This is a genomic window from Alteromonas sp. 5NW40-0090, from assembly GCF_057552975.1.
The window spans coordinates 167,462-191,339 of the sequence record NZ_BAAJLT010000014.1 but is presented as its reverse complement, the minus strand read 5'-3'; the positions used below and the strand labels follow the sequence as shown (position 1 = coordinate 191,339).

The 23,878-nt window shown below is 44.1% G+C and carries 19 protein-coding genes; 9 read left to right on the top strand and 10 right to left on the bottom strand.

All coding sequences use genetic code 11. The features are described from left to right. Window positions 1–471 precede the first annotated feature (471 nt). Both AC27KT_RS17520 and AC27KT_RS17515 read right to left on the bottom strand, forming a co-directional pair. Window positions 472–942 (bottom strand): prepilin-type N-terminal cleavage/methylation domain-containing protein, encoded by a 471-nt coding sequence (locus AC27KT_RS17520; RefSeq protein WP_487132097.1) that lies wholly within the window; start codon window positions 940–942, stop codon window positions 472–474. A gap of 170 nt (window positions 943–1,112) precedes the next feature. Further along, on the bottom strand, window positions 1,113–2,000 hold the full coding sequence (locus AC27KT_RS17515; protein WP_487132095.1) for a TraB/GumN family protein: 888 nt from the start codon (window positions 1,998–2,000) through the stop codon (window positions 1,113–1,115). 417 nt (window positions 2,001–2,417) lie between these two features. Here AC27KT_RS17515 and AC27KT_RS17510 point away from each other — a divergent pair, with 417 nt between their 5' ends. Further along, window positions 2,418–3,458, top strand: a complete 1,041-nt coding sequence (locus AC27KT_RS17510; RefSeq protein ID WP_487132093.1) for an alpha/beta hydrolase — start codon at window positions 2,418–2,420, stop codon at window positions 3,456–3,458. Between the two features lie 117 nt (window positions 3,459–3,575). Here AC27KT_RS17510 and AC27KT_RS17505 read toward each other — a convergent pair whose 3' ends face one another. Beyond that, entirely contained in the window at window positions 3,576–4,094 is a 519-nt protein-coding gene (locus AC27KT_RS17505; RefSeq protein WP_458731047.1) for a hypothetical protein, read from the bottom strand. 314 nt (window positions 4,095–4,408) lie between these two features. On the opposite strand from AC27KT_RS17505, the gene AC27KT_RS17500 reads away from it, so the two are divergent. The 5 genes from AC27KT_RS17500 to AC27KT_RS17480 all read left to right on the top strand — a co-directional run bounded on the left by AC27KT_RS17500 (window position 4,409) and on the right by AC27KT_RS17480 (window position 11,046). Further along, on the top strand, window positions 4,409–6,109 hold the full coding sequence (locus AC27KT_RS17500) for a carbon starvation CstA family protein (protein WP_487132090.1): 1,701 nt from the start codon (window positions 4,409–4,411) through the stop codon (window positions 6,107–6,109). 253 nt (window positions 6,110–6,362) lie between these two features. After that, a complete protein-coding gene (locus AC27KT_RS17495; protein ID WP_487132088.1) occupies window positions 6,363–7,532 on the top strand; it encodes an SO_0444 family Cu/Zn efflux transporter in 1,170 nt (389 codons plus the stop codon). 147 nt (window positions 7,533–7,679) lie between these two features. Beyond that, the gene (locus tag AC27KT_RS17490; RefSeq protein ID WP_487132086.1) at window positions 7,680–8,762 is read left to right on the top strand and encodes a CNNM domain-containing protein; all 1,083 of its coding nucleotides are present in this window, start codon (window positions 7,680–7,682) and stop codon (window positions 8,760–8,762) included. A 54-nt stretch (window positions 8,763–8,816) separates the two neighbouring features. Next, a complete protein-coding gene (locus tag AC27KT_RS17485; RefSeq protein ID WP_487132084.1) occupies window positions 8,817–10,007 on the top strand; it encodes an energy transducer TonB in 1,191 nt (396 codons plus the stop codon). Window positions 10,008–10,053: 46 nt separating this feature from the next. Further along, window positions 10,054–11,046 carry a hypothetical protein gene (locus AC27KT_RS17480; protein ID WP_487132082.1) on the top strand — a complete coding sequence of 331 codons (993 nt, stop codon included), beginning with the start codon at window positions 10,054–10,056 and terminating at the stop codon, window positions 11,044–11,046. Between the two features lie 65 nt (window positions 11,047–11,111). Here the strand turns inward: AC27KT_RS17480 and AC27KT_RS17475 are convergent, their stop codons facing one another. The 6 genes from AC27KT_RS17475 to pdsR form a co-directional block, all read right to left on the bottom strand. After that, window positions 11,112–12,323, bottom strand: a complete 1,212-nt coding sequence (locus tag AC27KT_RS17475) for a hypothetical protein (RefSeq protein ID WP_487132080.1) — start codon at window positions 12,321–12,323, stop codon at window positions 11,112–11,114. Then, on the bottom strand, window positions 12,323–12,979 hold the full coding sequence (locus AC27KT_RS17470; protein WP_487132078.1) for a methylamine utilization protein: 657 nt from the start codon (window positions 12,977–12,979) through the stop codon (window positions 12,323–12,325). Before AC27KT_RS17470 ends, AC27KT_RS17475 begins: the two co-directional genes overlap by 1 nt. 167 nt (window positions 12,980–13,146) lie before the next feature. Continuing rightward, a complete protein-coding gene (locus AC27KT_RS17465; RefSeq protein ID WP_487132076.1) occupies window positions 13,147–13,827 on the bottom strand; it encodes a Fe2+-dependent dioxygenase in 681 nt (226 codons plus the stop codon). 72 nt (window positions 13,828–13,899) lie between these two features. Then, entirely contained in the window at window positions 13,900–16,194 is a 2,295-nt protein-coding gene (locus AC27KT_RS17460; RefSeq protein ID WP_487132074.1) for a TonB-dependent receptor, read from the bottom strand. Between the two features lie 138 nt (window positions 16,195–16,332). Then, entirely contained in the window at window positions 16,333–18,510 is a 2,178-nt protein-coding gene (gene pdsS / locus AC27KT_RS17455) for a proteobacterial dedicated sortase system histidine kinase (RefSeq protein ID WP_487132072.1), read from the bottom strand. Window positions 18,511–18,568: 58 nt separating this feature from the next. Further along, window positions 18,569–19,258 carry a proteobacterial dedicated sortase system response regulator gene (gene pdsR / locus AC27KT_RS17450; protein ID WP_487132070.1) on the bottom strand — a complete coding sequence of 230 codons (690 nt, stop codon included), beginning with the start codon at window positions 19,256–19,258 and terminating at the stop codon, window positions 18,569–18,571. Between the two features lie 780 nt (window positions 19,259–20,038). Between pdsR and AC27KT_RS17445 the strand changes: the two genes are divergently transcribed. The 3 genes from AC27KT_RS17445 to trmB are packed head-to-tail and all read left to right on the top strand — an operon-like array spanning window position 20,039 to window position 22,481. After that, a complete protein-coding gene (locus tag AC27KT_RS17445) occupies window positions 20,039–20,971 on the top strand; it encodes an ABC transporter ATP-binding protein (RefSeq protein WP_487132068.1) in 933 nt (310 codons plus the stop codon). A gap of 26 nt (window positions 20,972–20,997) precedes the next feature. Continuing rightward, the gene (locus tag AC27KT_RS17440; protein ID WP_205676508.1) at window positions 20,998–21,813 is read left to right on the top strand and encodes an ABC transporter permease; all 816 of its coding nucleotides are present in this window, start codon (window positions 20,998–21,000) and stop codon (window positions 21,811–21,813) included. Further along, window positions 21,813–22,481 carry a tRNA (guanine(46)-N(7))-methyltransferase TrmB gene (trmB, locus tag AC27KT_RS17435; RefSeq protein ID WP_487132065.1) on the top strand — a complete coding sequence of 223 codons (669 nt, stop codon included), beginning with the start codon at window positions 21,813–21,815 and terminating at the stop codon, window positions 22,479–22,481. Before AC27KT_RS17440 ends, trmB begins: the two co-directional genes overlap by 1 nt. A gap of 96 nt (window positions 22,482–22,577) precedes the next feature. Here trmB and AC27KT_RS17430 read toward each other — a convergent pair whose 3' ends face one another. Then, window positions 22,578–23,309, bottom strand: a complete 732-nt coding sequence (locus AC27KT_RS17430; protein ID WP_487132063.1) for an EAL domain-containing protein — start codon at window positions 23,307–23,309, stop codon at window positions 22,578–22,580. Window positions 23,310–23,878: the final 569 nt, after the last annotated feature.

The window sequence follows — 23,878 nt, the reverse complement described above, 5'->3', positions numbered from 1 at the left end:
GCGCACTTAGGTGCGCTTTTTTTATGCCTGTAATTTAGAACTTCTGGAGTGAAGCCCCATCAAAAACACGCCGTAAAGCCATCCATGGCGGCTTCGCAGCAGCGTCCCTGCTGCGATCAGTTTTTGATGGGGCTTCACTCCCTTCGCAATCTGCATAACAAAAAGCTTTGAGGAGGAGAGGAGTAACACGCCGTGAACCCGTCCGTGGGGGCTCCTACACCGCATCCCTGCGGTGTAGGGTTTCAGAGGGCACAACAATCACTCGCTGCTTCAACCATATCAAAAAGTTTGAGGGGGAGAAGAAGTAACAGGTTGTTGACCCACCGTTGCTTTTATATTGGGGTCTGAGCACCTGCTTCCGTGCAGCCAAAAGTTCTAGATTGAACAAGTACTCCACTTTGGCAACTATTAAGCTTGTGAGGACTGTAGAAATGCGCGAGACGGTTCTATTGTTACTGCGGGAAGGTCGCGTTATGCGTTACAGTTATTGACCGTTATAGTGGGCTTCTCACCTCGATTAGGGTGACGATAGGTAAGCTTACATACTTCATCTTCTTCAATCTCGTCATTGCTAAAGCCGCTAGTTTGCCTTTCTAGAGTGAAAATAACTTCAGGGGCTGAGCCTGTTAATTTCCAATCGTCTTCGGTGAAGTCTGCTACAAGCTTTAAATTCGTTTGTGTTGCGTAAGGATAGCCGTAGCGTACGCGAATACCTGAAGATAGGGTGGTATCAGCGCGGCCTTCAACACCCTCAAGGAGTGATTTAGCATAGACAATATCTGAAGAAGCGACTAAAGCTGACTTTAAGCCCTTGAGTACGCCTGCCTGCGCGTCTTTTTGAATATTTAAAAGTTTAGGCGCAGCGGTGACAGCAAGTATGCCGACAACAACAATTACTATAATTAACTCAATGAGAGTGAAGCCTTTCGTTTTACCCTGCATACCTTATAGACCTATCGTGCCCTAACTCGTTAAGTGTGTAAGTAAAGTGTATATCATTGAAAAAGCATCTTAAAATAGACTTAAGTTAAGGTCTATTTTGAGGGAGCTTAGGTATAAAAAAGCTAGGATAATACCTAGCTTAATTATAATGGTTATAGGCTTATACTGACCTACATTTGCTCGATTTTGTAGCCCTTCGCCTCTAATAGCGCGATAACGCTGTCATCGCCAACTAAATGTCCTGCACCAACTAAAACAAACTCTTGGTCTTCGTCGCCGAACATAGCTTCGATTTGAGGTAGCCAGTTTTGGTTACGCTTGGTAAACACATCATCATAAGAGGTAGGAGATTCACGTTTGAATGTATCTACCACCAACTCATCAATTTGTTCAGTATCACCGTGTCTCCATGCCTTAATGGTGCTTTGTAGCATTTCTTTTAGCTCTGGTAAGGTTTCTAATGTTTCAGAGATAAGACGGTCTTCTTCGCCTGCGCCCATGTTGGCCAGCATGTTGATTTGAAAATCTAGTGATTCTAAGTATTCGCTTGTTTTACCGTCACGTGCCGCTAACTGCATAAAATAGGCATCTACCCCTTGCCCGGCCATCTGAGAGCGTTGTGCTTCCATAGCAACTAACATTGATGCAACCATACCAGGCTTAAATTGAGCTAACTGATCTGCATTAGCGCCGAAGTTAGCTAAATAAGCATTAAGGGCCTGATAGGTTTTTTCTGAAACATCATCTTTAAGCGATTTGCCTTCTGCATACGCGAGCCCTGCCATCATTTTTTGCTGACCTTCGATATCCGTAGGGTCTGGCATTTTGACTTCAAACACTAATGTGTCTGCTTGTTCATAAACGTCGGTAAATTCACTCGGCAGCGGGAATTCAGAAATGGGTAAAATATGGATAGTGCCACCTACATATACGGCATCCTCACCATTAGACACTTTCCAAACGGACGTTTGGCTTTCAGTGTCGGCTATAGCAGATGTTACAGTAGATACAGCGAGCCCTAATGAGAACAGGAGTTTGTGTATAGAAAAGCTTTTCATCTTCATCCCTAAGGTTATGTACTTATTATTAGTTAAAGCGTGCGATCTAGTATCCCTTCGCTTTTAAAAAAGTCGTAATCATTTCAACGGTAGTGAGTAAACTATAAGCTAGCATAACAAAATGCAATCTAGATATAACCTGTACTTAGAGCAGTTTTTCAAACTACCTAGAAAAAACGCGTCTCGATCTCGGGAAGGTCTGGTATGTATCCTAGCGGCATTCTGGGAATTTGAAAGGGAAATAGCCATTACTGCATTCCTTCGCTTTGCTAGGTCACTTGTCAGCGCCTTCTGAGTGGGCAATTAATTATAACGGTGTCTTGCAATCGGAGAGGGTCCATATATGGTATTAAAGCTTTGTTCACAAACCTTAACGCTTTTAGAAAGCTACTGATTTACGTCAGGCGTTTATTCATTATGAAATTCACATACCTAATGATGTACGTACTTATACTCTTGTTTACTCCTACTACATTAGCTACTACAAGACCTATGCACAATAATAAGCCCCCATTACCCCAAGCAGCCAGTGAGGCGCTGATAGAAAGCATCTCAGCATTTCCCCACTTCACCAAAGAAGAAGTAATAGCGAGTACGCCTCGTAATAATGAAGAGTGGAGAGACTATGTTCACGCTAGAAATAGCGAGCAGAAGAAAAAAATCAAAAAGATGAAGAAAGAGCTTAACGTAGATGTTGAGCTAATGAATATAAATGATGTAGTAGTGCGCAAGTTGACACCTAAAATGATTACGCCTGAATTTGAAGATAAAGTTTATTTAGATATTCATGGTGGGGCGTTTGTCCTTTTTGGTGGTTTACCGAGCATTGAAGAAGGGCTGCTTGTCGCTGAAAGGTTGGGCATTGTGGTGTACAGCGTTGACTATAGGATGCCACCAACGTTTCCTTTTCCAGCTGCACTGAATGACGTAGTTGCAGTTTACAATGCTTTACTCGACCAAGCTGGTAAGGGAAATGTATTTGTGGGTGGAACATCTGCAGGAGGTAGTCTGGTCCTTTCACTAGTTCAGTCTCTTATCACAAGTAAAAGTCCTCTACCGAAAGCTGTATATGCAGGAACGCCATGGGCCGACCTTACCAAAACCAGCGATAGTCTTTATATAAACGAGAGTGTAGACGGTGTGTTAGTGACCTACGATGGAACACTTGAAGCTGCCGCCAACCTATATGCTGGCAAAAGAGCACTAACAGACTCGGCTATATCGCCACTTTACGGTTCGTTTGAAGCCTTCCCACCAACTTTGTTAGTGACAGGGACGCGAGACATGTTTCTAAGCGATACGGTAAGGGTGAGTCGTGCAATACGTGATAGCGGAGGTGTTGCGCAAATAGAAATTTTTGAAGGGCTATCTCATGCCGAATATTTGATTTTCTACAAAACGCCAGAGTCTGAAACGACTTATAGCACGATGAAATCCTTTTTTCTTTCTGCTAACTGATTCTAATTAGCCAGTACGCATACCTTTCAGCATGCGTACTAAGCGCGCCATTACACAGGCTTAACTAAACGAATACTTCGAAGCCACCACTACGAAATAAACACTACGAAGCAAAATTTACGAGCCAAAGATTACTGTTATTACGGTAACGATAGCTCCAATACCGGCAATTTTAAGCCCGTTCTTGTACATGGGTAGTTTGGGAACAAACATCAAAAACGCGGAAATCACAAAAAACAGCAGGCCTATGCCAAAGCTAATATTAAGCCAAAAGAGAGGACTATTATTTGTTGCTTTGTGCAGCTTCACCATTTTAGACAGGACGATAGGATAGTCTTTTTTGGTGATAGTGGCTTCACCCGTAGCTTTATTGTACTGGCCTACATTAAGTACGACTTCGTCTACATTTTCACTGGTGACTTTACTGCCTCTCATTTTAAGCAAAGGCAGCAATTCTTCACCTGATAGGTTTGCTTCGAATTGCCTAGTCTGGACTTGTTCGTACTTTAATATATCGGTAGGGCGAAAAATTAAAAGAATGCCGCTGATAGCGTATACACCCATTATTCCTGCGAGAAAAAAACCAAGCCAACGGTGATATTTGCGAAAAGCCATGTGAAATTTAGGTGATGCCATATTTTTATCCGCCCCAAAAAAAGAGCGTAGTTATAAACGAGAATACATCTTATTTAAAGTGCTGATTTCTTATTTGACCAAAATTTACGTTAAGTAACCGTTTTGGCTCAAGCTTGTGCGAATGAGAGTCGTAAAAATCAACCAAGTGGTATGAAGAGTTGGAAAAAACTACGTCAGAGTTAGACTTTAGTCTTACAATGGCGTTAAACCATGGAGACAAATGGTTTAATGTTAAAAGACAGACTTAGGCCTTTTAAGCGTTGTTACATGCTAAAACTTCAAAGGCCTTAGAAAAACAATATTAGGATAATAAAATGCAGTCTATTGCCATAGTGATACTGGGCATCATTGGAATGTTGCTCGGTTGGTTCGTCTATTCAAAATTTATTGCGAGCCGCATATTCAAATTGGATGATAGTTTTGTAACCCCAGCCCATACCATGCAAGATGGTGTCGACTTTGTTCCTACCAATAAAGTAGTGTTATGGGGCCATCATTTTACCTCAGTAGCAGGCGCAGCACCCATAGTAGGGCCAGCGATCGCAGTTTATTGGGGCTGGGTTCCTGCCGTACTATGGGTTGTCTTCGGCACGATCTTGTTTGCCGGCGTCCACGATATGGGCGCGCTATGGGCAAGCGCTCGTCACAAAGGCAAATCCATGGGAGCGCTCTCTGAGAGCGTTATCGGTAAACGCTCCCGTGCGCTTTTCATGATAGTAATATTCCTAGTCCTTCTTATGGTTAACGCCGTGTTCGGTGTTGTTATCGCTAATTCTTTTGTTTCTCAGCCCAATGCGGTTTTCCCTGCGTGGATGGCGATTGCAGTTGCATTGATTATCGGTCAGTTGTTAAAGCGTAACTTCAGCCTTATTCCTTTGTGTATTGTTGGCATTATTGTGCTCTACGCTTCGGTATATGCAGGTAGCTATATCCCACTGAGTTTGCCAGAAACTATGTTTGGTCTAGCCGACAAAGCAAATTGGATCATCATTCTCTTTGTTTACGCAGCTATTGCCTCCCTACTGCCGGTTTGGATGTTGCTACAGCCTCGTGATTTCATTAACGGTATGCAGCTGCTTGTTGGCTTATTCTTGCTTTACGGTGCGGTATTCTTTGCTATGCCAGATATCACTGCGCCAGCATTTAACACGCAAACTGCAGTAGATTCACCAAGTCTCATTCCATTGCTGTTCGTTACCATTGCGTGTGGTGCGGTTTCTGGTTTCCACGGCATTGTATCTTCAGGCACTAGCTCTAAGCAGCTAGACAAAGAGACTGATGCGCGCTTTGTTGGTTACTTGGGCGCTATCGGTGAAGGTTCATTGGCACTTATTACCATTGTCGCAGTAAGTGGCGTTGCGTTTGCTGCATCACCTGAAGAGTGGCATGAAGTATACAGTCACCTGGGCGCTGGCAGTGTTGGCGCGTTTATCACTGGTGGAGCAAACCTTATTCAGCAAGGCTGGGGATTGCCAGTAGATTTTTCTTCAACGATCCTTGCTGTAATGGTTGTTCTATTTGCAGGCACTACGATGGATTCAGGTGTACGCTTACAGCGCTACATCATACAAGAGTGGGGTGATATCTATTCTATTAGTGCATTGAAAAACGGCGTTATAGCGACCCTTGTGGCGGTTGGCTGCTGTTTGCTACTCGCGTTTGGTGCAGGCGGTGCATCAGGCAGTGGAGGTATGATCATCTGGCCCCTATTTGGTTCGACTAACCAAATCTTAGCTAGCCTTACTCTATTGGTTATATCGGTTATGTTGATAAAGCTAGGTCGACCTGCAAAGTATACGCTTATACCCATGGTTTTTGTGTTGATTATGGCTTTCTTTGCTGGGCTGATAAAGCTTAAAGAGTACTACGTAGAAGGAAACTACTTGTTGGTTTTCTTAGACGCAGTAGTGTTGGTAGTTTCAGTACTCGTAATGCTCGAAGCTTTCTCTGTAGTGTCTAAGCTTAAAAAAAGAAGCAACACAAGGCCACACAAGAATAAGCAGCTTAATGATTAACTGAACAATGATTCGATTTTTCATGGTTGACCTCTGAGTTTAAAAAGCACACTCACGAGACAGTCAACATTCGGCCAGTACTTTTGTACTGGCCATTTTTATTCTTCTACAATCAACCTAATCAGTTTTGTTGATTTTCTGTCACACCCTATATCTGTTACTATCTGTAGTGTTTAAGACAACGTAACTTTGTCTTCAAGCAGAGCATGTCTTTGCGCATTGAAGCTTAAGGCTAGGTTACAAGAGAGGCTATGTGTCAGATATCATTTTACTAGGGCAAAACTTTCTAGCGCTGTTCATGGAATCAGCGCCATGGCTGCTATTGGGTTTACTGGTCGCAGGAGTGATGCATGAGCTAGTACCTGTGTCTTTTCTTGAAAAGCATATGGGCAGTGCATCATTTGGCTCTATTAGCAAAGCAGCTATTATCGGCGCGCCTTTGCCACTTTGTTCATGTGGCGTTATTCCTGCTGCGCTCGGTTTGCGCCGAAGTGGAGCTTCTAAGTCTTCAACGATATCTTTTTTGGTGTCTACGCCCGAAACTGGCGTAGACAGTGTCTCTGTGTCATACGCATTACTCGGACCTCTATATGCCATTGTTAGACCCATCGCGGCCATTACAAGCGCCATTTATGCTGGTTTGATGGTACGTTTTTTCGCAGAAGCAGAAGAAAATCAACAACGACAGTCTAAGGTGACGGAGTCATCGTGCTGTGGGTCAAAGCAAGCACCTAAACTAGAGTCGCAAATACAGGCCAGCACGTCCTGTTGTGCAAGCGAAAAAATACATGCTCATAACCACGAAAGCACAGACACGCCTCTACCCGAGTCTTCGCCTTCGAAAATCACAAGCGTGCTTTCATATGCCAGTGGCAAGTTACTTGAAGACATTGTGTTATGGTTATTAATTGGTTTAGCACTTGCCGCGGCAATTAAAACGTGGGTACCCACCGACTTTTTAACGCAATGGGGTGATGGCGTGGTCGCCATGCTAGTTATGGCGCTAATCGGTATTCCTATGTACATATGTGCTACAGCGTCAACGCCACTCGCGGTGGGGTTTCTTGCGGCTGGGTTATCGCCCGGCGCTGTTTTAGTGTTTTTAATGGCAGGGCCTGCCACTAACGTATCAACCATGGGCATGATCAAACAAGAAATGGGCACGCGAACATTAGCGCTTTACCTTTTCAGTGTTATCTCTGCGAGTATTGGTTTTGGCTACGCACTGAACTACCTAGTATCTTCGTTTTCTTTAGCCTCTATGCTCAAAACGCAAAGCCATGTTCATGAGCACGGTGCAGACGTTCAGGTGATTTATGGGCTATGCGCGATTTTATTGGCGGGGTTAATGTTAAGGCTGGGTCTGAAAAAGCTGCAGCAACACCGTCATAACCAAGAACAACATTCGGCGTGCTGCGGCTAACAGTAGCCCAGCGGATGCCTTTCATAATTAAGCGCTCAAATGATATCCATTGAGCGCTTGTATATCCCGCTCTATTATCCATAATAGTCGTTCAACTTATTAAAATTAAAACGCGTTTAAACCTACAAGGACGCTTGGAATAACTACATGCTTTTACTTATTGTGTACGTCTTCATTGCACTGGGCTTTTCTTTTTTGTGCTCCATTGCAGAGGCTGTGATTCTGAGTGTTTCGTCTGCTTATATCTCTGTGTTAGAGAAAGAGGGCAAAGCCAGTGGTGCGCTACTACGTAAGCAAACCGATAATATAAATACGCCTTTATCTGCAATATTAACGCTGAACACTATCGCTCATACTATGGGAGCTGCCGGGGCAGGTGCGCAAGCGGCAGCAGTATTTGGTGACGCCTATCTAGGCGTTATTTCAGCAGTCCTTACACTCCTTATTCTTATTTTTTCTGAGATTATCCCTAAAACACTTGGCGCAACCTATTGGCGAACACTAGCGCCAGTAACCGCATATTTTCTTAAATACCTTTCAATTGTACTTATGCCGTTCGTTAAAATGTCTGAGCTAATGACGAAAGGCTTTAAAGAAGACAGCCCACTTCGCGGGTTAAGCCGTAGTGAGCTACACGCCATGGCAGAGTTGTCGGGGCAAGAAGGTCAACTAGCTAATCACGAAGCGGCGTTTCTACAAAGCTTGTTAAGCTTGCACGAGTTGAAAGTGAAAGACGCAATTACCCACCGCACGGCGCTGTTTAAAGTATCTGAGTCGATGACGGTAGAAGGCTTTTTCCACAAGCACGCCAATATCGAATTCTCCCGTATCCCCGTATTTGAAGACAGCGACTCAGAAAACATTACCGGGTTTGTTATGCGTTCTGATTTATTGGTGGCACAAGCCAGAGGAAACACGGATAAGCCACTTTCAGAATATGCAAAAGACATGGTTACCGTGTTAAACACTATGCCGCTGTCAGTCACATTCGAGCACTTTATCAATAAGCACGTACATATGTTGCTGGTAGTCGACGAGTACGGTGGTTTAGAAGGGGTGCTTACGCTAGAAGACCTCCTAGAGCGCTTGTTAGGTGTCGATATCGTAGATGAAAAAGACACCACAGTAAGCATGCGTAGGCTTGCTAAAATGATGACCAAGCGTAAAGAGCAGATGATGATCAAGAATGTACCTGATGCATCGCTTGAAAAGTCGGCAAATAAGAAATAGCATTTTAAAACTAGAATGCGTTAACCGTTAAAACAACTATTAAGGATGATAGACATGGTTTGGGCCGTGACAACTAAACGTTCGTTTTTTAAAAAAAGCGCCAGCACACATCTTTCATGGCGCGCCCACATAGCTGAGCGGAACCCGTTTATACTCGCGGTGTTACTTTTTTCGGCTTGTACCTCAAGTATAGCTGCGCAAGAACTTAGCATTCCTTGTGATGAAGCTGAACAAAAAGCTCTTGCAGAGGCGAAAGCCGATGAAGTTGAGCGAATAACCGCATTCACACCTGCTACTCCTCTTGAGCGAGTGAATCCAAGATACCCGACTACAGCCGTGAGAAAAGGCCGTGAAGGATGGGTTAGATTAAGCTACGTTATCGATGAAGAAGGTCGCGTTAAAGATCCTGTCGTTGAAGATTTCTTCGGAAGCCCGTCTTTCAAGCGCAGCGCACTATCAGCAGTTAAAAAGTGGCAGTATAACCCTGCATTAAAAGATGGCGAACCTACTCAACAATGCCATCAAGCGGTTCAATTGGATTTTGCTATTGACGGAAAAACTGGCGCCACTCGCAAATTTATTAAAGCGTATAAAAACGTAGATGAAATATTCAAAGCAGGTAATATTGAAGCGGCAGACGAAGCTCTTAAAGAGCTATTGAGTTGGGACACGTTAAATCGGTACGAGAATGCGTGGTTGCTCAACTTGGAGTCACAGATTGCAAGAGAACAAAGCGACATTGAAAGAGAAGCGAAAAGCCTAACGCGATTACTTTCCAGTAATGGACAAAAGCGTTATAACAATGCCGTTTTTGATGACGATTATGTGGCTTACGTACTTCAGAGGAAAATACTTCTTGATGCGCAGCGTGGATATTACGCCGAAGCCCTAAAGTCGTACAGTAGGCTTCAAGAAATGGAAGAGCAACAACCGCGTATTGAGGAAGTTGCCGCAATAGTAGATCAGATTAAAACATCTATTGCGTCTGAGAAAAATCTTCAGGTACCCGTAAGCATGGGAGACAACGGACGTTGGTTCCACACGCTGGTGAGAAACAAGTTTGCTTTTAATAACATACAGGGCGAACTTGATACTGTAGAAGTTCGCTGTGACTCTCACCGAGAAAAGTTTACCGTGGCCGAGGCTCACATTTGGCATATTCCACAAAGCTGGGGGCAATGTCAGGTTATGGTGAAAGGTGACAGTGCCACCACATTCGATCTTATTGAAGTAGCTGAGAGTTGATAGTTTCGTTAAGACGAGCTAAAACTGGATATAAGGGTTTAACCATATGAACCTTAAGCTGCGTATAGCTGCACTTGCTGTCGTCATCCTTTTACTTTATTACTTACTTGGCCATTCATCTGGAAGTGAACCTAACACAGCACAATCAAGCCAAAAGGTAGACCAAGAGATAACAGGCACAACAGCTGTTGTGCCAGAATCTCACTTTACGCAAAAGGAGTCTGAAAGCGACCTTAACGTTTCTTTGTTAGAAAACCACAGCGCAAGTCGATGGTGTTCCACAAAAACAGATATTGAGTATTCAGATAGTGTAAGAGTAAACAAAGAATCTATAGAGTGGGATATCGACAGGGGCAATATTTTGTTAGCCGCCAAAGATTCAGTGTTTGAATCCCCAAATACTATTTTGCTAGCGCCTTATGCGGAATTGGACTTGCAAGATCTCATTGCACACGCAAAAAACGACGATTTGTTCGCATTGTTGACTATTATGCAGCGCAAAGATGTTCCTATGAAATATCGAAATAATGCTGCTCGTCATTTAACGGTAATGGGAAATACCTCGATTGCATTGTCACATTTAGTTGTTATAGAACTCACACGAGCCCACCATATTTACGAAATAGAAGGGCAAATCAATGAACAAGTAAAAGCACACGTAGTGAATAGTTTAACGTATGTTAGCTATGGGCTTGAACAGCTTGATGTATCCGCCCTTCGCAGTTATTTGTATTTTGTTCAGCGATACGAAAATGGAAGTTATGGTCTAGATGTAGAAGCAGTACTCTCTGAAAAGGAAGTAGAAGGTGTGAATTTAGCAAAAGCGCAATTTAAACAACACTTGAACCAAAAAAGAGAAGAGAAGTATCTTTCAGCTATTGAGGAAAAAACGTTTCCAAAAGTGGCAAAGCATCAATTTGAAAAAAGCTTGCTTCTTGAATACCGTAATTTCGGAAGTCTGATACTGACAAGTAACAATCTGAAAAACATGGGATATGACTTTAAACGTCTACCAGAGTGCGCTAAGCGTTTACTTTAGAAACGAATATCGAGTGTAAGTCGATTAAACCCGCAAATAACTTTTATCAATGAAAAGTCGCTTAATTAGAAAGCGACCGTAAATGCCAACTGGAACAAGTGCTCGGTAAAGTGCTCGCTGTCTTGAAAAAAGCGAAGGTTTTGCTGAGTGCCTGAGTTTATTTGCCATTCGGCGGTAATTGAGAAGTATTCGCTAATGTTGCGCTCAGCGCTGATGGTAAGCGCACGCCCTAAACTGCCATTAGGATCTAGCGCGTAATTGTCATCATCATTTACTTGATACCAGTCAGCACGTGCAGCAATCGTGTATGGAGTCATGCTGTATACAGCAGCAACAAAACCACTTTTAAAATCGTTATCTACAATACTTTCACCCATTAGCGTGTCGCCCACCAGAAACTGAGAAAATACCCTGAAGTTAGTGTTATACATGTAGCGCAGCGTTAACGAATGAAAGCGTGTATGCCATGCGTAGATGCGGTCAGACTCGACGACATTGGCATCTGCGTTGTTATCGTAATAATAGTAGCGCATTTCAGCCATACGCTTGTACGCCACATGCGCGCCAAAATAGTAGCCGAAGTGGTTGTCTATTTCTCTAAAGGGTTCGGTCCATGCAGGGGCACCCAATCTATCCTCATCGATAACACCTGGTATAGGCAGAAAATTCAGCCTATCTTTGTAAAGCGATTGTCTGTCGTGAAGCGCAAAGCCCCGCCAAGAAAGTAGCGTACCTGTAGTATCGTTACCTTTAAATACACTGCCCAATACTTTCCACGACCAGTTGCTTCGTACTTGTCTGCCATTTTGTCTAAAGCTAACTTCAATGCCTCCGATTCTGAGTTCTTCACCGATCCAGCTGTTTATGGCTGAGTTAGTGAGGAAGTGAGGAGATAGCCAGCCAAAATCTGTGTTTTCAGCAGATATAGCAGGGTAAAAGGCACCCACTTTTACTTCAGGTTTTATCGAGGAAGCACTAAGTGGCCGATACTTGAGATATAGCTGAGAAAAGTTGAGCCGCTCTTCGCCGTCGCTGTAAGCATTTAAAACACCAGATAATGTCCAATCATCAAACAAACGCAGGTTGGTTGAGATAACGGCTTGAGAGAGGTGTAAGCCATCATCTTCGAATCGCTGGTGGTTTTGGCCAAAGTCTTGGAAGCTTTGCGTATTTTCTTTTAGCGCCCACGTTCCACGCAATAAAAAATCCGTTTCTGCGTAACTAGCTAACGAAAACGCTAGTGAAAATAGCGTTAATATTTGAGTACCAAACCGCATCAATAGTCGCCGAAACCAGAATCGAATCCCTCATCACTGGTTATATTTGTATTAAGCATCCAGGTTACTTGAGTATCGGCAGACACAGAAATGGACTGTGGAGGGAAAGCCTTTTCACCTTCTACTTGTGGGTGCCAAAAACGTACAGTGTATTCACCATGAGGTAGCGAAACTAAACCCTGCCCCTGAATATCGGTCTTTCCATAATAAGGAGTGTCCGCAACAACAATGTAGCCCAGCATCCAATCGTGAATATTACAACCAATATCGACAATACCAGCATTTTCAAAGCGTAAAGGCTCTGCGGTAAATTCTTTATAAAGCTTTAGTTCGAATTGCTTTGTGGGAGAAAATGAATAGACATGATGAAACAAGTTATCTGCATTAGGAAAGGTCACTTCAGTACCCGCTTTTACTACAAGCACGTGTGGAACAAACTGTTTGTCTATTTGATTCATTATTGCTGGTTCTTGATGCGGCATCTGATGCGCCTCGACCTCGAACTGAGGCTCAAAAAGAAACACGCCGTTGTCGACGGGGGTGCCATCGCTATTATTCAGCGTTATAGAAAACTTTGCGGTGCGCTCATTTTGTCCTAATGCCATACTTGAACAAGCCATAATAAGAAGGGCGCTAAAAATTGTTTTGTGTTTCATTCAAGTACCACGGCACAAAGTATTCAAAGAAGACGTCTGTTGACTTAACCATAGAATAAACCCAGTAATATACAACTGCGTTACACCTTTAATATGAGACCTTATTGACTTCGACTTTATTTCGCTTTTAAGAAAACTTTCGCGCTAGTGCTTGTGTTTGACAGCGATTAAACCTGAGAGAACTTTCTTACCAAATTATGGTAAACATGATGAAGTCCATCAAGTTGTTCTCGCTCTGCGGTGCCGGCGTTAACTAGCGACTGAATACTTTGGTCAAGCTGGAAAAGGGTTTCACGCATTTGTTGGTCGCTCACCATACTTTGCAGCCAGGTGATAGCGGCAATACGCTCGCCTTTAGTGACTGGCGTGACTTTATGGAGACTTGATGATGGGTAGAGTATGGCGCTTCCCGCATCGCATTTAACTTTTTGCTCGCCAAAACCTGTTTGAATAACTAGTTCACCCCCTTCGTATTCATCTTTATCGGTAAGAAAAATCGTCATCGACATATCGCTACGTAAAACATCGGGCGTATTTGGAATACGCATAATTGCAGCGTCTACATGATAGCCGTAAGTTTGTGACTCACTGTAGCGATTAAAGCAAGGTGGAAAAATACGTTGGGGTAGGGCAGCAGAGATAACTTTGGGATGATTGCCCAACTTACTCAACAATAGGTTAGCAAGCTGTTGAACACGCTTGTCTTGGGCATCCGCCTGACCGTTATTTTTGACACCTGCAGCCATTCCCATTGCCGTGTTCTTGCCATCAACAAAAGGAACGTTAGAAAGCTGCTGACGAAACTGAGCAACTTCATTCTTCGTCAATAAGTCATCAATAATAATCATTTTCTCAACGCTTTTTAGTGTGTTTTTGGTAGAAAAAGACCTAGGCAGTTGCCTGCCTAGGTTATGCTAGCATTAAAATTCGTAGCTAACGGTACCTGTAATGTTGCGACCATCACCGATATACATGAAGGCGCCAGAACGATAGGCTGCCGTCCAGTATTCTTCGTCAAACAAGTTTCCAATGTTAACACGGAAAGTTAGTGACTCTGAGTGATAGTAGTTAGCGAATAGGTTAACCACTTGATAATCAGGAACTACGATGGAGTACTCACCGGTCTCAGCGCTATAGCCAGCCGCAGTATCTGGTTGACCACCGTACATTTCTGACTGGTAGCTGTAATCCCCACCAAAGGCAAACTTCTCATTAGGCTGATAGCGCATTTGAATGTAGAAGCTTTCGTCTGCGAAGTTGCTTAGAGCAAGACCGATATTGTCGTCGCTGTAAGACTCAAGAACTTCAGAATCCATAAATGCAGCAGAAGCCTGAACGCTAAGCTTATCGGTAATATCACCGCTTAAGCCGAACTCAATACCTTCTACGCGGTTTTCACCTGTATTTAATGTACCTATCGTTGAGTAAGCATCACCTACACTTTCGTGTACGTCGCTCTTAGTGATGCGAAATAGTGCTGCGTTTGCTACAAGTTTTTCGTTAAATAGTGACCATTTAGTACCAATTTCGATATTTTCTACCTGCTCTGGATCAGCTTGAGAAGCTTGCTCTGGCGTGCCACAAATGCCGCCATAACCACAGTTTGCGCCAAGATCAGACTCACCGCCGTTTATATTGGTCGCCGTGCTATACGACGCATAAATGTTGCCGTTTTCAGTTACATCGTAAACCAACCCTAAATGACCGTTGTACAATTCGTCTGAGAATTCGTAAAGGTCACTAGAAGTTTGGTTGCTATAGTCATAGCTATCTACACGCAAGCCTGCGAAAACATTTAAGTTATCGGTCAGCTCAAAGGTGTCCATAACGTATAGTGAGTAAGTTTCAATGTCGAATAGTGCATCCACGTCGCCACGGGTGAAAGCTTTGCCCATCAACGAACTAATGTTATCAACTTCATTGCCACTGCCATCTAATAGGCAGTAACTTTCAGATACACCGCGACGACCGCCGGTTAAGCAGTTTGATGGATTAGTGTAATCCATATTGAACACGCCGTTATCTACTGACTCGTCGGTGTATTCAAAACCGAACACGAAACGGTGATCAATACCTGCAAAAGCCGTATCCCAGAATAGGTTAAACTGGGTAGTTACATAGTCAACTTCCTGCCAACCTTGGTGGTTGCTTAACGATAGTGTATAAGCACCTGGTGCTGTAGGATCGGTGGCGTCACGGTTAGTGCCACGCATACCGGTGGTAATATATTCGTTCTCTGTCTTACCCACACGAGTAGCGTTATAAAAACGCACGTTATCACTAATGTCATACTCAGTACGCAAGGTGAATGTGGTCACTTCCGAGTTTTGAAAGTCTTCGTCTTGTGCATATACGGGAATATCTTCAAGCGGGTAGCCTGCATCCCTGTCGTAATAGCTACCTAAGTCAGGAATGTCTTCAGCGTTTAGGTAATAAATATCCCCAGTAAATGACAAGCGATCGGTAGGTTGATTTACATAAGAAAGCTGAACCCCTTCACGGTCACGCTCAATACCTTCGCGCCCAGGCTTATCTTCTGATGAGTACAGGCCGTTCAAGCGCACCGCGCTGGTCTCAGTGAGGGTTTTGTTCAAATCCACGGTTAAACGCGTGTGCTCATCAGTACCAACTGCGGCATCAACACGGCCAAAGTTGTAAGCGGTAGACGCTTTTTTGGTGATAGAGTTAACCGCACCACCTGAAGATCCACGACCAGCAAAGGTTGAGCTAGGACCTTTGGTAATTTCAACGCGTTCGGTTGCGAAGCTTTCACGGGTTGTCATACCTGGGTCGCGAAGACCATCAACGAATACATCACTGCGCGCTTCGTGGCCACGAATAATATAGCGGTCACCAAAAGCATTACCATTCTCACCCGTACCTAAAGTCACACCAGCTTGTGCCTGTAGAATGTCTTTAAGATCCGTTCTACCACTTTCTTGAATTTGGTCTTGGGTAAGAACGCTAATGGTTTGTGGTGTGTCAACAAGATCTGCTAGGCGACGAGGATCGCCAGATTTATTGTAGCGGTAGATAGATTGCTGTACGCCGTGAATTTTAATCAGTTCAATTGCTTCATCAGATACGGCTTCACATTCAGCAGACGTTGCATCGCTACACGTGTCTATTTCTTCCTGGGCCATTACCGCGCCACTACCGAATGCCAAAGCTGCGGCAATGGTCTGGGCGCCCATAGTTAATTTAGTGTTTTTCATCCTGTTTCCCTTGAGTGTGTGTAAGGAGGACGAAGTCTATTTAATATAAATAGATATGTAAACATAAATGATAAACATTCTCATTTGATTTGTTTTTAAAGTGTTTTAAGAATTGCTTAATGCTTAATGCTTAATGCTTTATGTTGGGGATATGGGAAATGTAACCAGCACAACCACACCAGATGCATCTTCTCTATCGTTCAGCGATAGCCGGCCTTTGTGGAATTGGGCGATAATATTGGCAATGTATAGCCCTAGACCTAAATGTGGAGATTGTGCAGTGTTTTGCACGTCGTTTTCTTTTCTTACCGACACCATTGACTGGGTAAGCTGGCTCTTCATCCCTTTAGGAAGCAACGGCCCTGGATTACTTACGGACAATGCAACTGATTTGTCATGCTTCTCCAGCTTAATGGTTATTTCATCATTGTCTTTGCTGAAGTCGACGGCGTTTGACACAATTTTATCAAACAGTTGGGCAACGAGCTCAGGAGCGCCATCAATCAGTAAACTATTGTCCGTTGATATGAATGTCCATTTTCTTTGCGAGTAAGTGTGCTGATAGCCCTCGACACATCCTTCAATGACTTTCACTAGATTGAAGGTGACTAAGTCTTCTTGCTCAATTGCCTGCTCTAATCGCGTGGCTTCGCTCATACTGTTTAATATTGTGCTTAGGCGGTTCACGCCGGATTGAGCCCTTTCAACAAAGACTGCTTGTTGGTCGGCGTTGGTAACCTGAGTTAGCATATCTAATGACGACTTCACCACGGCGATGGGTGTTCTAAGCTCGTGAGACAAGCGGGACGCCATATTTTCTAAATAGGAGTTGTACTGCTGCAACCGCGAAAGCACATCCGCAAATGAACGGGATAAATCACCAATTTCATCACGCTGACTTGATACCGGCAGGGTTCCAATGATTTTGCCATTATCATCTATCACGGCTTCGGTGTTATCGCGAAGGGAGCGAATGCGGTTTGAAATTCGCGTAGCGAACAGCAGTAATCCTAATGTACCTATAGTCATCACTGCCAAAATTACGTGAAAAAGCTGCTCTAATGCCCGGTTTCGCAAGGTGCGAATGCCATTGGTGGTTTGCTCTACAATAACCGCCCCCATTACGTTGCCTTCAATAAAAATTGGATAGGCAGCGGAAAGCACTATGGCTTTGTTATCGGGTGACAAACGCCATAGCGAGTCGGGTTGGCCGTTAAGCGCAGTACCTAAATCCTGCCCAACCAATGCATAGGCATCGTCTAGCTCGTCAATAAAGTCGGCAGGTGGTCGCGTAAGAATTTGATAATAAAGTGGAAGTAACCACTCACTTTCTATCCAATGCCAAACTGCATTTGTAGAGGTTTCTTTTTCATCTACTTCAATGCCCGTGGCCGATTGAATATCACCGGCCCGAGCGAGTACGCGTTTGTGCTTGTCTACTACCCATACTCGTGAATCAGCATATTTTAACCCGGACAGTATGCGCTCAATTTCAGGGGAAGGAGTGATAACAGTACCTAATTCAGCGAGCTCTTTTGTATTAGCCGTACCTAACGCGTACTGCTTCAATCGACGTTCATTGTTGTCTACATCGACAAGTGTAAATGCTAAGCCGCCTGTGGTCATAGATAGCGGAAAGCGCAGTTCAATGTTGTAGCCCGTGGCAGTCTCTTGCCATCGGCCCTGAATAGAAAGCGCGTTCTCTACCGCCCGTGTGGTCGTTGTGTTGTCTGCGAGCTTGTAGGCATTTACCCAGCCACTTTCATAAGGGGCAACAACATACCTTGCTAATTCTCCCTGTGGAGTTTCCATACCTACAAGTAAGTGGTCGCCTGTCTCCACACTTAAACTATTGGGTTGCCGCCAAAGCAGCACGTCATCACTGACTTCAAACATGGCATACAGAAATTGACCGTAGCGCCCCACCATATGCTTGAACGATAAGCTGGTAGGTTCACCCGCATAGCCATTGTAATACTCAATAACTTCGCCACTGCCATACTCACTCATTAACTCGCTGACTTGCTGCCAGTCGTTAAGTTCGCCATCAAGTCTAATGGGGGAAGGGATAGGAGGCGCGTAAAGATCGGTTCCAGGGCGTACGTCTTGAAGATACGCCGATTGGCTATCAAATAATGCGGGACGCTCATGAAGTGCGGTAGCAACGGCTCGCGCCGTGCCAATCATGGTCTGTTCTTGACCGTTTCGCAGATATTGCTCAAGCTCCCACACATAGTTATAACCTAAGTAGGGAATGGTGAATAGGAACAACGACAGCACCATAAGCTGCAGACGGATAGAAAAGCGAAATCCCATGAGTGTAGTCGGTTGCCTCTATTTTTTTTGGTGATACACAGCTTTAAACGCAAGTACTTTACAGCTGCCAGCGATACCCCATGCCGTACACGGTGTCGATATGGTCGAAGTTTGAGTCAAGCTGTACAAACTTCTTGCGCATACGTTTGATATGAGAAGTAATAGTGGTGTCATCTACCACCATTCTGGACTCATCCATTAGCTGTTGGCGGCTTTTCACATGGCCAGGGCGCTTAATGAGCGCATGCAGCATCCAAAACTCTGTCACCGTCAACAAAACGGGCTGGTTTTGCCAGCTTACCGTCATTCTCGAAACGTCTACTTTTAAGTCGCCCACTTTTAGTTCGTCTTTTTGCTCTGAGGGGGCAGCAAGTAAATCCGTACGCCTGAACAAGGCTGCAATGCGCGCAAGCAAGTGGGCCATGCTGATATCTTTAGTCAGGTAGTCGTCGGCGCCCATCCTAAGGCCGCTGATAGTATCTACGTCGTTATCTCGTGCAGTAAAAAAGATAATAGGAAGGGTTTGGGATAGGCCTCGCAGTTGCTGGCACAGCATAAAGCCACCTTCTATTTCGTCTTTCAAACCAATATCGATAATGGCTAAGTCAGGTAGGGTGTGGTTAAACGCTTCAGCAGCTGACGGTCTGTCCTCATAGGCATTCACGCTATAGCCCTGCGCTTTGAGCGCCACAATGTAATTTTCGCGAATGGCCGCGTCATCTTCCACTAATGCAATTGTCTTTGGCATACATTAACCCGCAAATATAATTCTGATAGAGCGCACACTATACCTATGAATGACAGCTGTTGCCTAAGTTCGGCATAAAATCCTCAAGCCTGCCTCATTTACGCCATATTTGAGAGTGGGCATCGTGAAATTTCAGCTGGTAGAGCATTGAGAAACGCGACTTTGAATAGGGCTCTGCGCACTGCTCTACATGCTGATTGTACAGGCATTTTAAATCACCACCACATTTCCACAATTACGCGCTTTTTTTGCCATGAATAACGGGTTTAATAGTATTTGTCCGTCGAGTTTAGCGCACTGCTTTTTTTTAAGTGCTAAGTAAGCGAGGCGGATTGCACTGTAGATGCCTCTTCAGAGACTAGGAGAGGGAAAACAGTGCCGTGGAAGCGGTAAGGCTGAGCTTCTACGTAAAAGTCTCTATTGGTCTATGCGGACTGGTATTAAACTACCCTTTGCGCTGCGTGCTACCCCAACGGTACGCGGCGCTTTTTTATTGCGGTTGAAAAAAGGCGTTTTCGCTCTCATTTATCACGTAAAGGTTACTCTTTGATATACAGTAAAGAGCACTTGGTCTTAGCGTAGTTATGGTTAAACTTTTTAAAGTAACCACTAAACGCGAGTGTATTCATTTAATAGCATGAACTAGGTTACACTTCGTTGGTTGTACGTTGTTAGCGACAGATAACTGCATCTCACTAAAGTTAATTAGGGCGTACTGACCTTTGGTTTGCATCAAAGGTCAATACGTCTTGGTGATCACACTCTCACTATGGGCAAATCATGAAAGCGTTGGACATTAAAGGGTTAACCAAAACCTACAAAGGTGGCGTACAGGCATTAAAAGGCGTCGACCTCACAGTACAAGAAGGAGACTTCTTTGCATTACTTGGCCCAAATGGGGCGGGTAAATCTACCACTATTGGTATTATCAGCTCACTCGTCAACCAAACCAACGGCAGCGTTTCAGTGTTTGGTTACGACCTTACAACGCAAAAAGAGCAAGCAAAAGCCTGCATTGGTCTGGTGCCACAAGAGTTCAATTTCAACCAGTTTGAAACCGTACTGCAAATTGTATTGAATCAGGCGGGTTACTACGGTGTGCCGCGCAGTATTGCAAAAGAGCGCGCTAAAAAATACCTTGCCCAATTAGACCTGTGGGAAAAACGGGATGCCCGCGCGCGTGAGCTATCTGGTGGTATGAAGCGAAGACTGATGATTGCTCGAGCACTTATGCATGAGCCGAAGTTGCTTATTTTAGATGAGCCAACCGCGGGCGTAGATATTGAAATTCGCCGCTCTATGTGGGGTTTCTTAGAAGAGATTAACCGTCAAGGGATCACGATTATACTCACTACCCACTATCTTGAAGAGGCAGAAATGCTGTGTCGCAATATCGCCATTATTAACAAGGGCACCATTGTCGAGAACACCAGCATGAAAGCTTTATTGTCTAAATTAAGCCTAGAAACCTTTGTATTGGATATCAAAATTCCAGATGGTGTGTCGAATACGGATAACCTGCTAACGGGCTTTGAGCACCGTTTGATTGACAATCACACGCTTGAAGTTGATGTTGAGAAAACGGAAGGGTTGAACCCGGTTTTCACACAGCTAAGTGAAAAGGGTATTCAAGTAATGAGCATGCGCAATAAATCGAATCGCCTTGAAGAGCTATTTGTGCGTTTAGTTGAATCAGCGAAGCAAGCTGGCTAAACCCATAGCAGGTAAAGGTGAAGAACATGAAAACTGAAAGTACACAAATGAACACAGAAGAAAACGTGGGTTGGTTTAAGCAAAACTATGTGGCGCTAACCACTATTTGGATAAAAGAATGTACGCGCTTTTTGCGCATATGGGTACAAACCCTTGTGCCGCCAGCTATTACAATGAGTTTGTACTTCGTTATATTCGGTAGCCTCATCGGCAACCGTATTGGCGAAATGGGCGGTTTTACTTACATGGAGTTTATTGTGCCTGGCCTTATTATGATGTCGGTGATCACAAACTCCTACGCAAACGTGTCGTCTTCATTTTTTAGTGCTAAATTTCAGCGCAATATTGAAGAGCTGTTGGTGTCACCAGTACCCACCTCGGTCATCATTCTTGGGTATGTTGGCGGCGGCGTAGCCCGGGCTATTCTTATAGGTATTATCGTTACCTTGGTGTCACTGTTTTTCGTTGATGTGCAAATACATAACTTGGGTATTATTGCGCTCACTTTGCTGCTTACCTCTACCTTGTTCGCAACGGCAGGCTTAATTAATGCAGTGTTTGCGAAAACCTTTGATGATATCAGCGTAGTGCCCACGTTTGTACTAACGCCTTTAACCTACTTGGGTGGCGTTTTTTATTCCCTATCGCTACTGCCTGAATTTTGGCAATGGGTAAGTAAAGCAAACCCTGTTGTGTATATGGTTAACGGGTTTCGTTATGGTTTCTTGGGAGTCTCTGACGTAAATGTAACCTTATCGCTGACATTATTAGTAGGCTTTAACGCGCTGTTATTCAGTGTTGCGTACTATTTGCTTAAAACCGGTAAAGGTATTCGTAGCTAATGGCCAGCGGTAATTCTAGAGAAATCACAACATCACAGGTAGGAATTCACGATAAGTTAGACGACTTAGTGAAAAAGTACCAAGCGAGTGAAAATAAGCGGCCGATTAGCGACCATACACAAGCCGCTTTTGACGATGTCAGCGCGTGGCTTGATGGCTTTAGCGGCGAGATCATTTTAGATTCATGCTGTGGCGTTGGCGAAAGTACGGCGAATATTGCAAGAGCAAACCCTAATGCGCGCGTTATCGGCATTGATAAGTCGGCGCTGCGGGTGGATAAACATGAATATTACAGTGCACAGCAAGATAACTATCGGGTTATTCGTGCCGATGTGAACGACTTTTGGCGCTTAGTAAAGCAGTCTAATTGGAACGTGACTCAGCACTTTTTGCTGTATCCCAATCCGTACCCCAAAAAGACCCAAGTTCAAAAGCGCTGGCATGGTAGTGCAGCGATGGTAGACCTGATGGCGATCACCCCAAATATTGAAGTGCGTAGCAACTGGCTTATTTATCTAATGGAATTTGCGCAAGCGGCTAAACATTACGGCATGGTATCAGATTTGTCTGAAGTCACTGGCGATGATCACATGACGCCGTTTGAGCGAAAGTACCGAGGGAGCGGTCAATCGTGCTGGCAGCTTAACTGCCGTAGCGAGGAAGGCTGAGTCTGCTATAGCAGCAAGAAATATTGAAAGCCGATAAAAGCGGGGTGAGATGAAAATCTCGCCCCTTTTGTTATTCAAATTTGTATAATTCGCCTATTAATGGCGCGCAGTGGTACGACGTACGTTTGCCATAGGCGGGCTGAACACATAACCCTGAGCATAACGTATAGGCAGTCGCTTCACTCTTTCTAAATGCGCCTCATCTTCAACGTGCTCGGCAATAGTGCTAACGCCATGTCTTTCACATAGCGACAGAAGATAGTCTACATATTCCTTCACTGCCTCTTGCTCGTCGTAGTGTTTAATTAGCCCGCCTGCAAGCTTAATCCCTCGAACCGGCAAGTTCATTAGCGCACGTATATTGCCCGGACACGATCCAACGTTGTCGATGAAAACGCCCAGTCCCACATGCATACTTTTTTCGATAAACGCAGTGAGGCTTTTCGGATTGGATAGGGCAGTAGAAGCGCTCACTTCAATGCTTACACGCTCCGGCGTGGGATAGCTAGCTAAGTGGGTGATAAGGGTATTGGTAAGCTCAACATTGTGTAGGTCATTGGCAGTTATATTGATGTTCCAAGGAATATTGACGTCGTGAAAATAGCTAGCACATTGCACAAACATACTCGCCGCAAGCGTGTTTACATGCTGCTCTCGCTCAATAAGATAAAGAAACTCGCTGGGAAGAAACGTTTTATCCCCTCGAGTAATAAGACGCGCCAAGCACTCGTACCGCCATACACCGTGGCTGTTTAAATCTACAATGGGTTGAAAGTAAGGAACAATATCTTCTATGGAGAAATCCTCGGATATTTCGCGTATGGGCATAAACCGACCTCCTTGCAATTGTGTATCTAATAGTGACCGAAACGCTTTCTGCACCTACACTTGATAGGTATAGAAGGGGACACATCGACACTATTCATAAATTAAATATAGTTGAGAGTGCAAAGTTTTGCGGTACTAATTCAAAAGAAGTATGGTTTGGTGTTAATGCTTGTGACACAGAGTAAATAGGCTTTTTGCATAACCCCATAATTCTTAAAAATTGACTAACTAGTCTGAATGTTTTGCACAAGTCACTGAATTGGCTGTTTCTACCTCTTGGCGAGCATTACAATCTGATGTAAAGTGCGACACCCTGAAAGTATTGTGATAAGTTTTCAGGTTTGGCAACGAATGGACCGCGTCAACGCGCAATAGCCCTGCCGATATATCGTTAACTAGTATTAGGTATATCGGTCAAACAGCCCCACTCAATATCGTAAGATAGATGTGTTGCATGCTAATTGGCTAAAAGGAAAAGTAAGTGTCAGGCCGGTGTCCTACTAAACCGCCTGTTGATTTCGCCCAATAAACGTAAGCGAAATGTGTGATTGTTTTAAGTATGAGGTGTG

What these genes read in the sequence shown, in the direction of transcription:
- AC27KT_RS17490 (WP_487132086.1), top strand. Translation starts at nt 7,680, where the DNA reads ATGCTTTTACTTATTGTGTACGTCTTCATTGCACTGGGCTTTTCTTTT.
- AC27KT_RS17510 (WP_487132093.1), top strand. Translation starts at nt 2,418, where the DNA reads ATGAAATTCACATACCTAATGATGTACGTACTTATACTCTTGTTTACT.
- AC27KT_RS17470 (WP_487132078.1), bottom strand. Translation starts at nt 12,979, where the DNA reads ATGAAACACAAAACAATTTTTAGCGCCCTTCTTATTATGGCTTGTTCA.
- AC27KT_RS17520 (WP_487132097.1), bottom strand. Translation starts at nt 942, where the DNA reads ATGCAGGGTAAAACGAAAGGCTTCACTCTCATTGAGTTAATTATAGTA.
- AC27KT_RS17505 (WP_458731047.1), bottom strand. Translation starts at nt 4,094, where the DNA reads ATGGCATCACCTAAATTTCACATGGCTTTTCGCAAATATCACCGTTGG.
- AC27KT_RS17465 (WP_487132076.1), bottom strand. Translation starts at nt 13,827, where the DNA reads ATGATTATTATTGATGACTTATTGACGAAGAATGAAGTTGCTCAGTTT.
- AC27KT_RS17515 (WP_487132095.1), bottom strand. Translation starts at nt 2,000, where the DNA reads ATGAAAAGCTTTTCTATACACAAACTCCTGTTCTCATTAGGGCTCGCT.
- AC27KT_RS17500 (WP_487132090.1), top strand. Translation starts at nt 4,409, where the DNA reads ATGCAGTCTATTGCCATAGTGATACTGGGCATCATTGGAATGTTGCTC.
- AC27KT_RS17460 (WP_487132074.1), bottom strand. Translation starts at nt 16,194, where the DNA reads ATGAAAAACACTAAATTAACTATGGGCGCCCAGACCATTGCCGCAGCT.
- AC27KT_RS17430 (WP_487132063.1), bottom strand. Translation starts at nt 23,309, where the DNA reads ATGCCCATACGCGAAATATCCGAGGATTTCTCCATAGAAGATATTGTT.
- pdsR (WP_487132070.1), bottom strand. Translation starts at nt 19,258, where the DNA reads ATGCCAAAGACAATTGCATTAGTGGAAGATGACGCGGCCATTCGCGAA.
- trmB (WP_487132065.1), top strand. Translation starts at nt 21,813, where the DNA reads ATGGCCAGCGGTAATTCTAGAGAAATCACAACATCACAGGTAGGAATT.
- AC27KT_RS17475 (WP_487132080.1), bottom strand. Translation starts at nt 12,323, where the DNA reads ATGCGGTTTGGTACTCAAATATTAACGCTATTTTCACTAGCGTTTTCG.
- AC27KT_RS17445 (WP_487132068.1), top strand. Translation starts at nt 20,039, where the DNA reads ATGAAAGCGTTGGACATTAAAGGGTTAACCAAAACCTACAAAGGTGGC.
- AC27KT_RS17480 (WP_487132082.1), top strand. Translation starts at nt 10,054, where the DNA reads ATGAACCTTAAGCTGCGTATAGCTGCACTTGCTGTCGTCATCCTTTTA.
- AC27KT_RS17440 (WP_205676508.1), top strand. Translation starts at nt 20,998, where the DNA reads ATGAAAACTGAAAGTACACAAATGAACACAGAAGAAAACGTGGGTTGG.
- pdsS (WP_487132072.1), bottom strand. Translation starts at nt 18,510, where the DNA reads ATGGGATTTCGCTTTTCTATCCGTCTGCAGCTTATGGTGCTGTCGTTG.
- AC27KT_RS17485 (WP_487132084.1), top strand. Translation starts at nt 8,817, where the DNA reads ATGGTTTGGGCCGTGACAACTAAACGTTCGTTTTTTAAAAAAAGCGCC.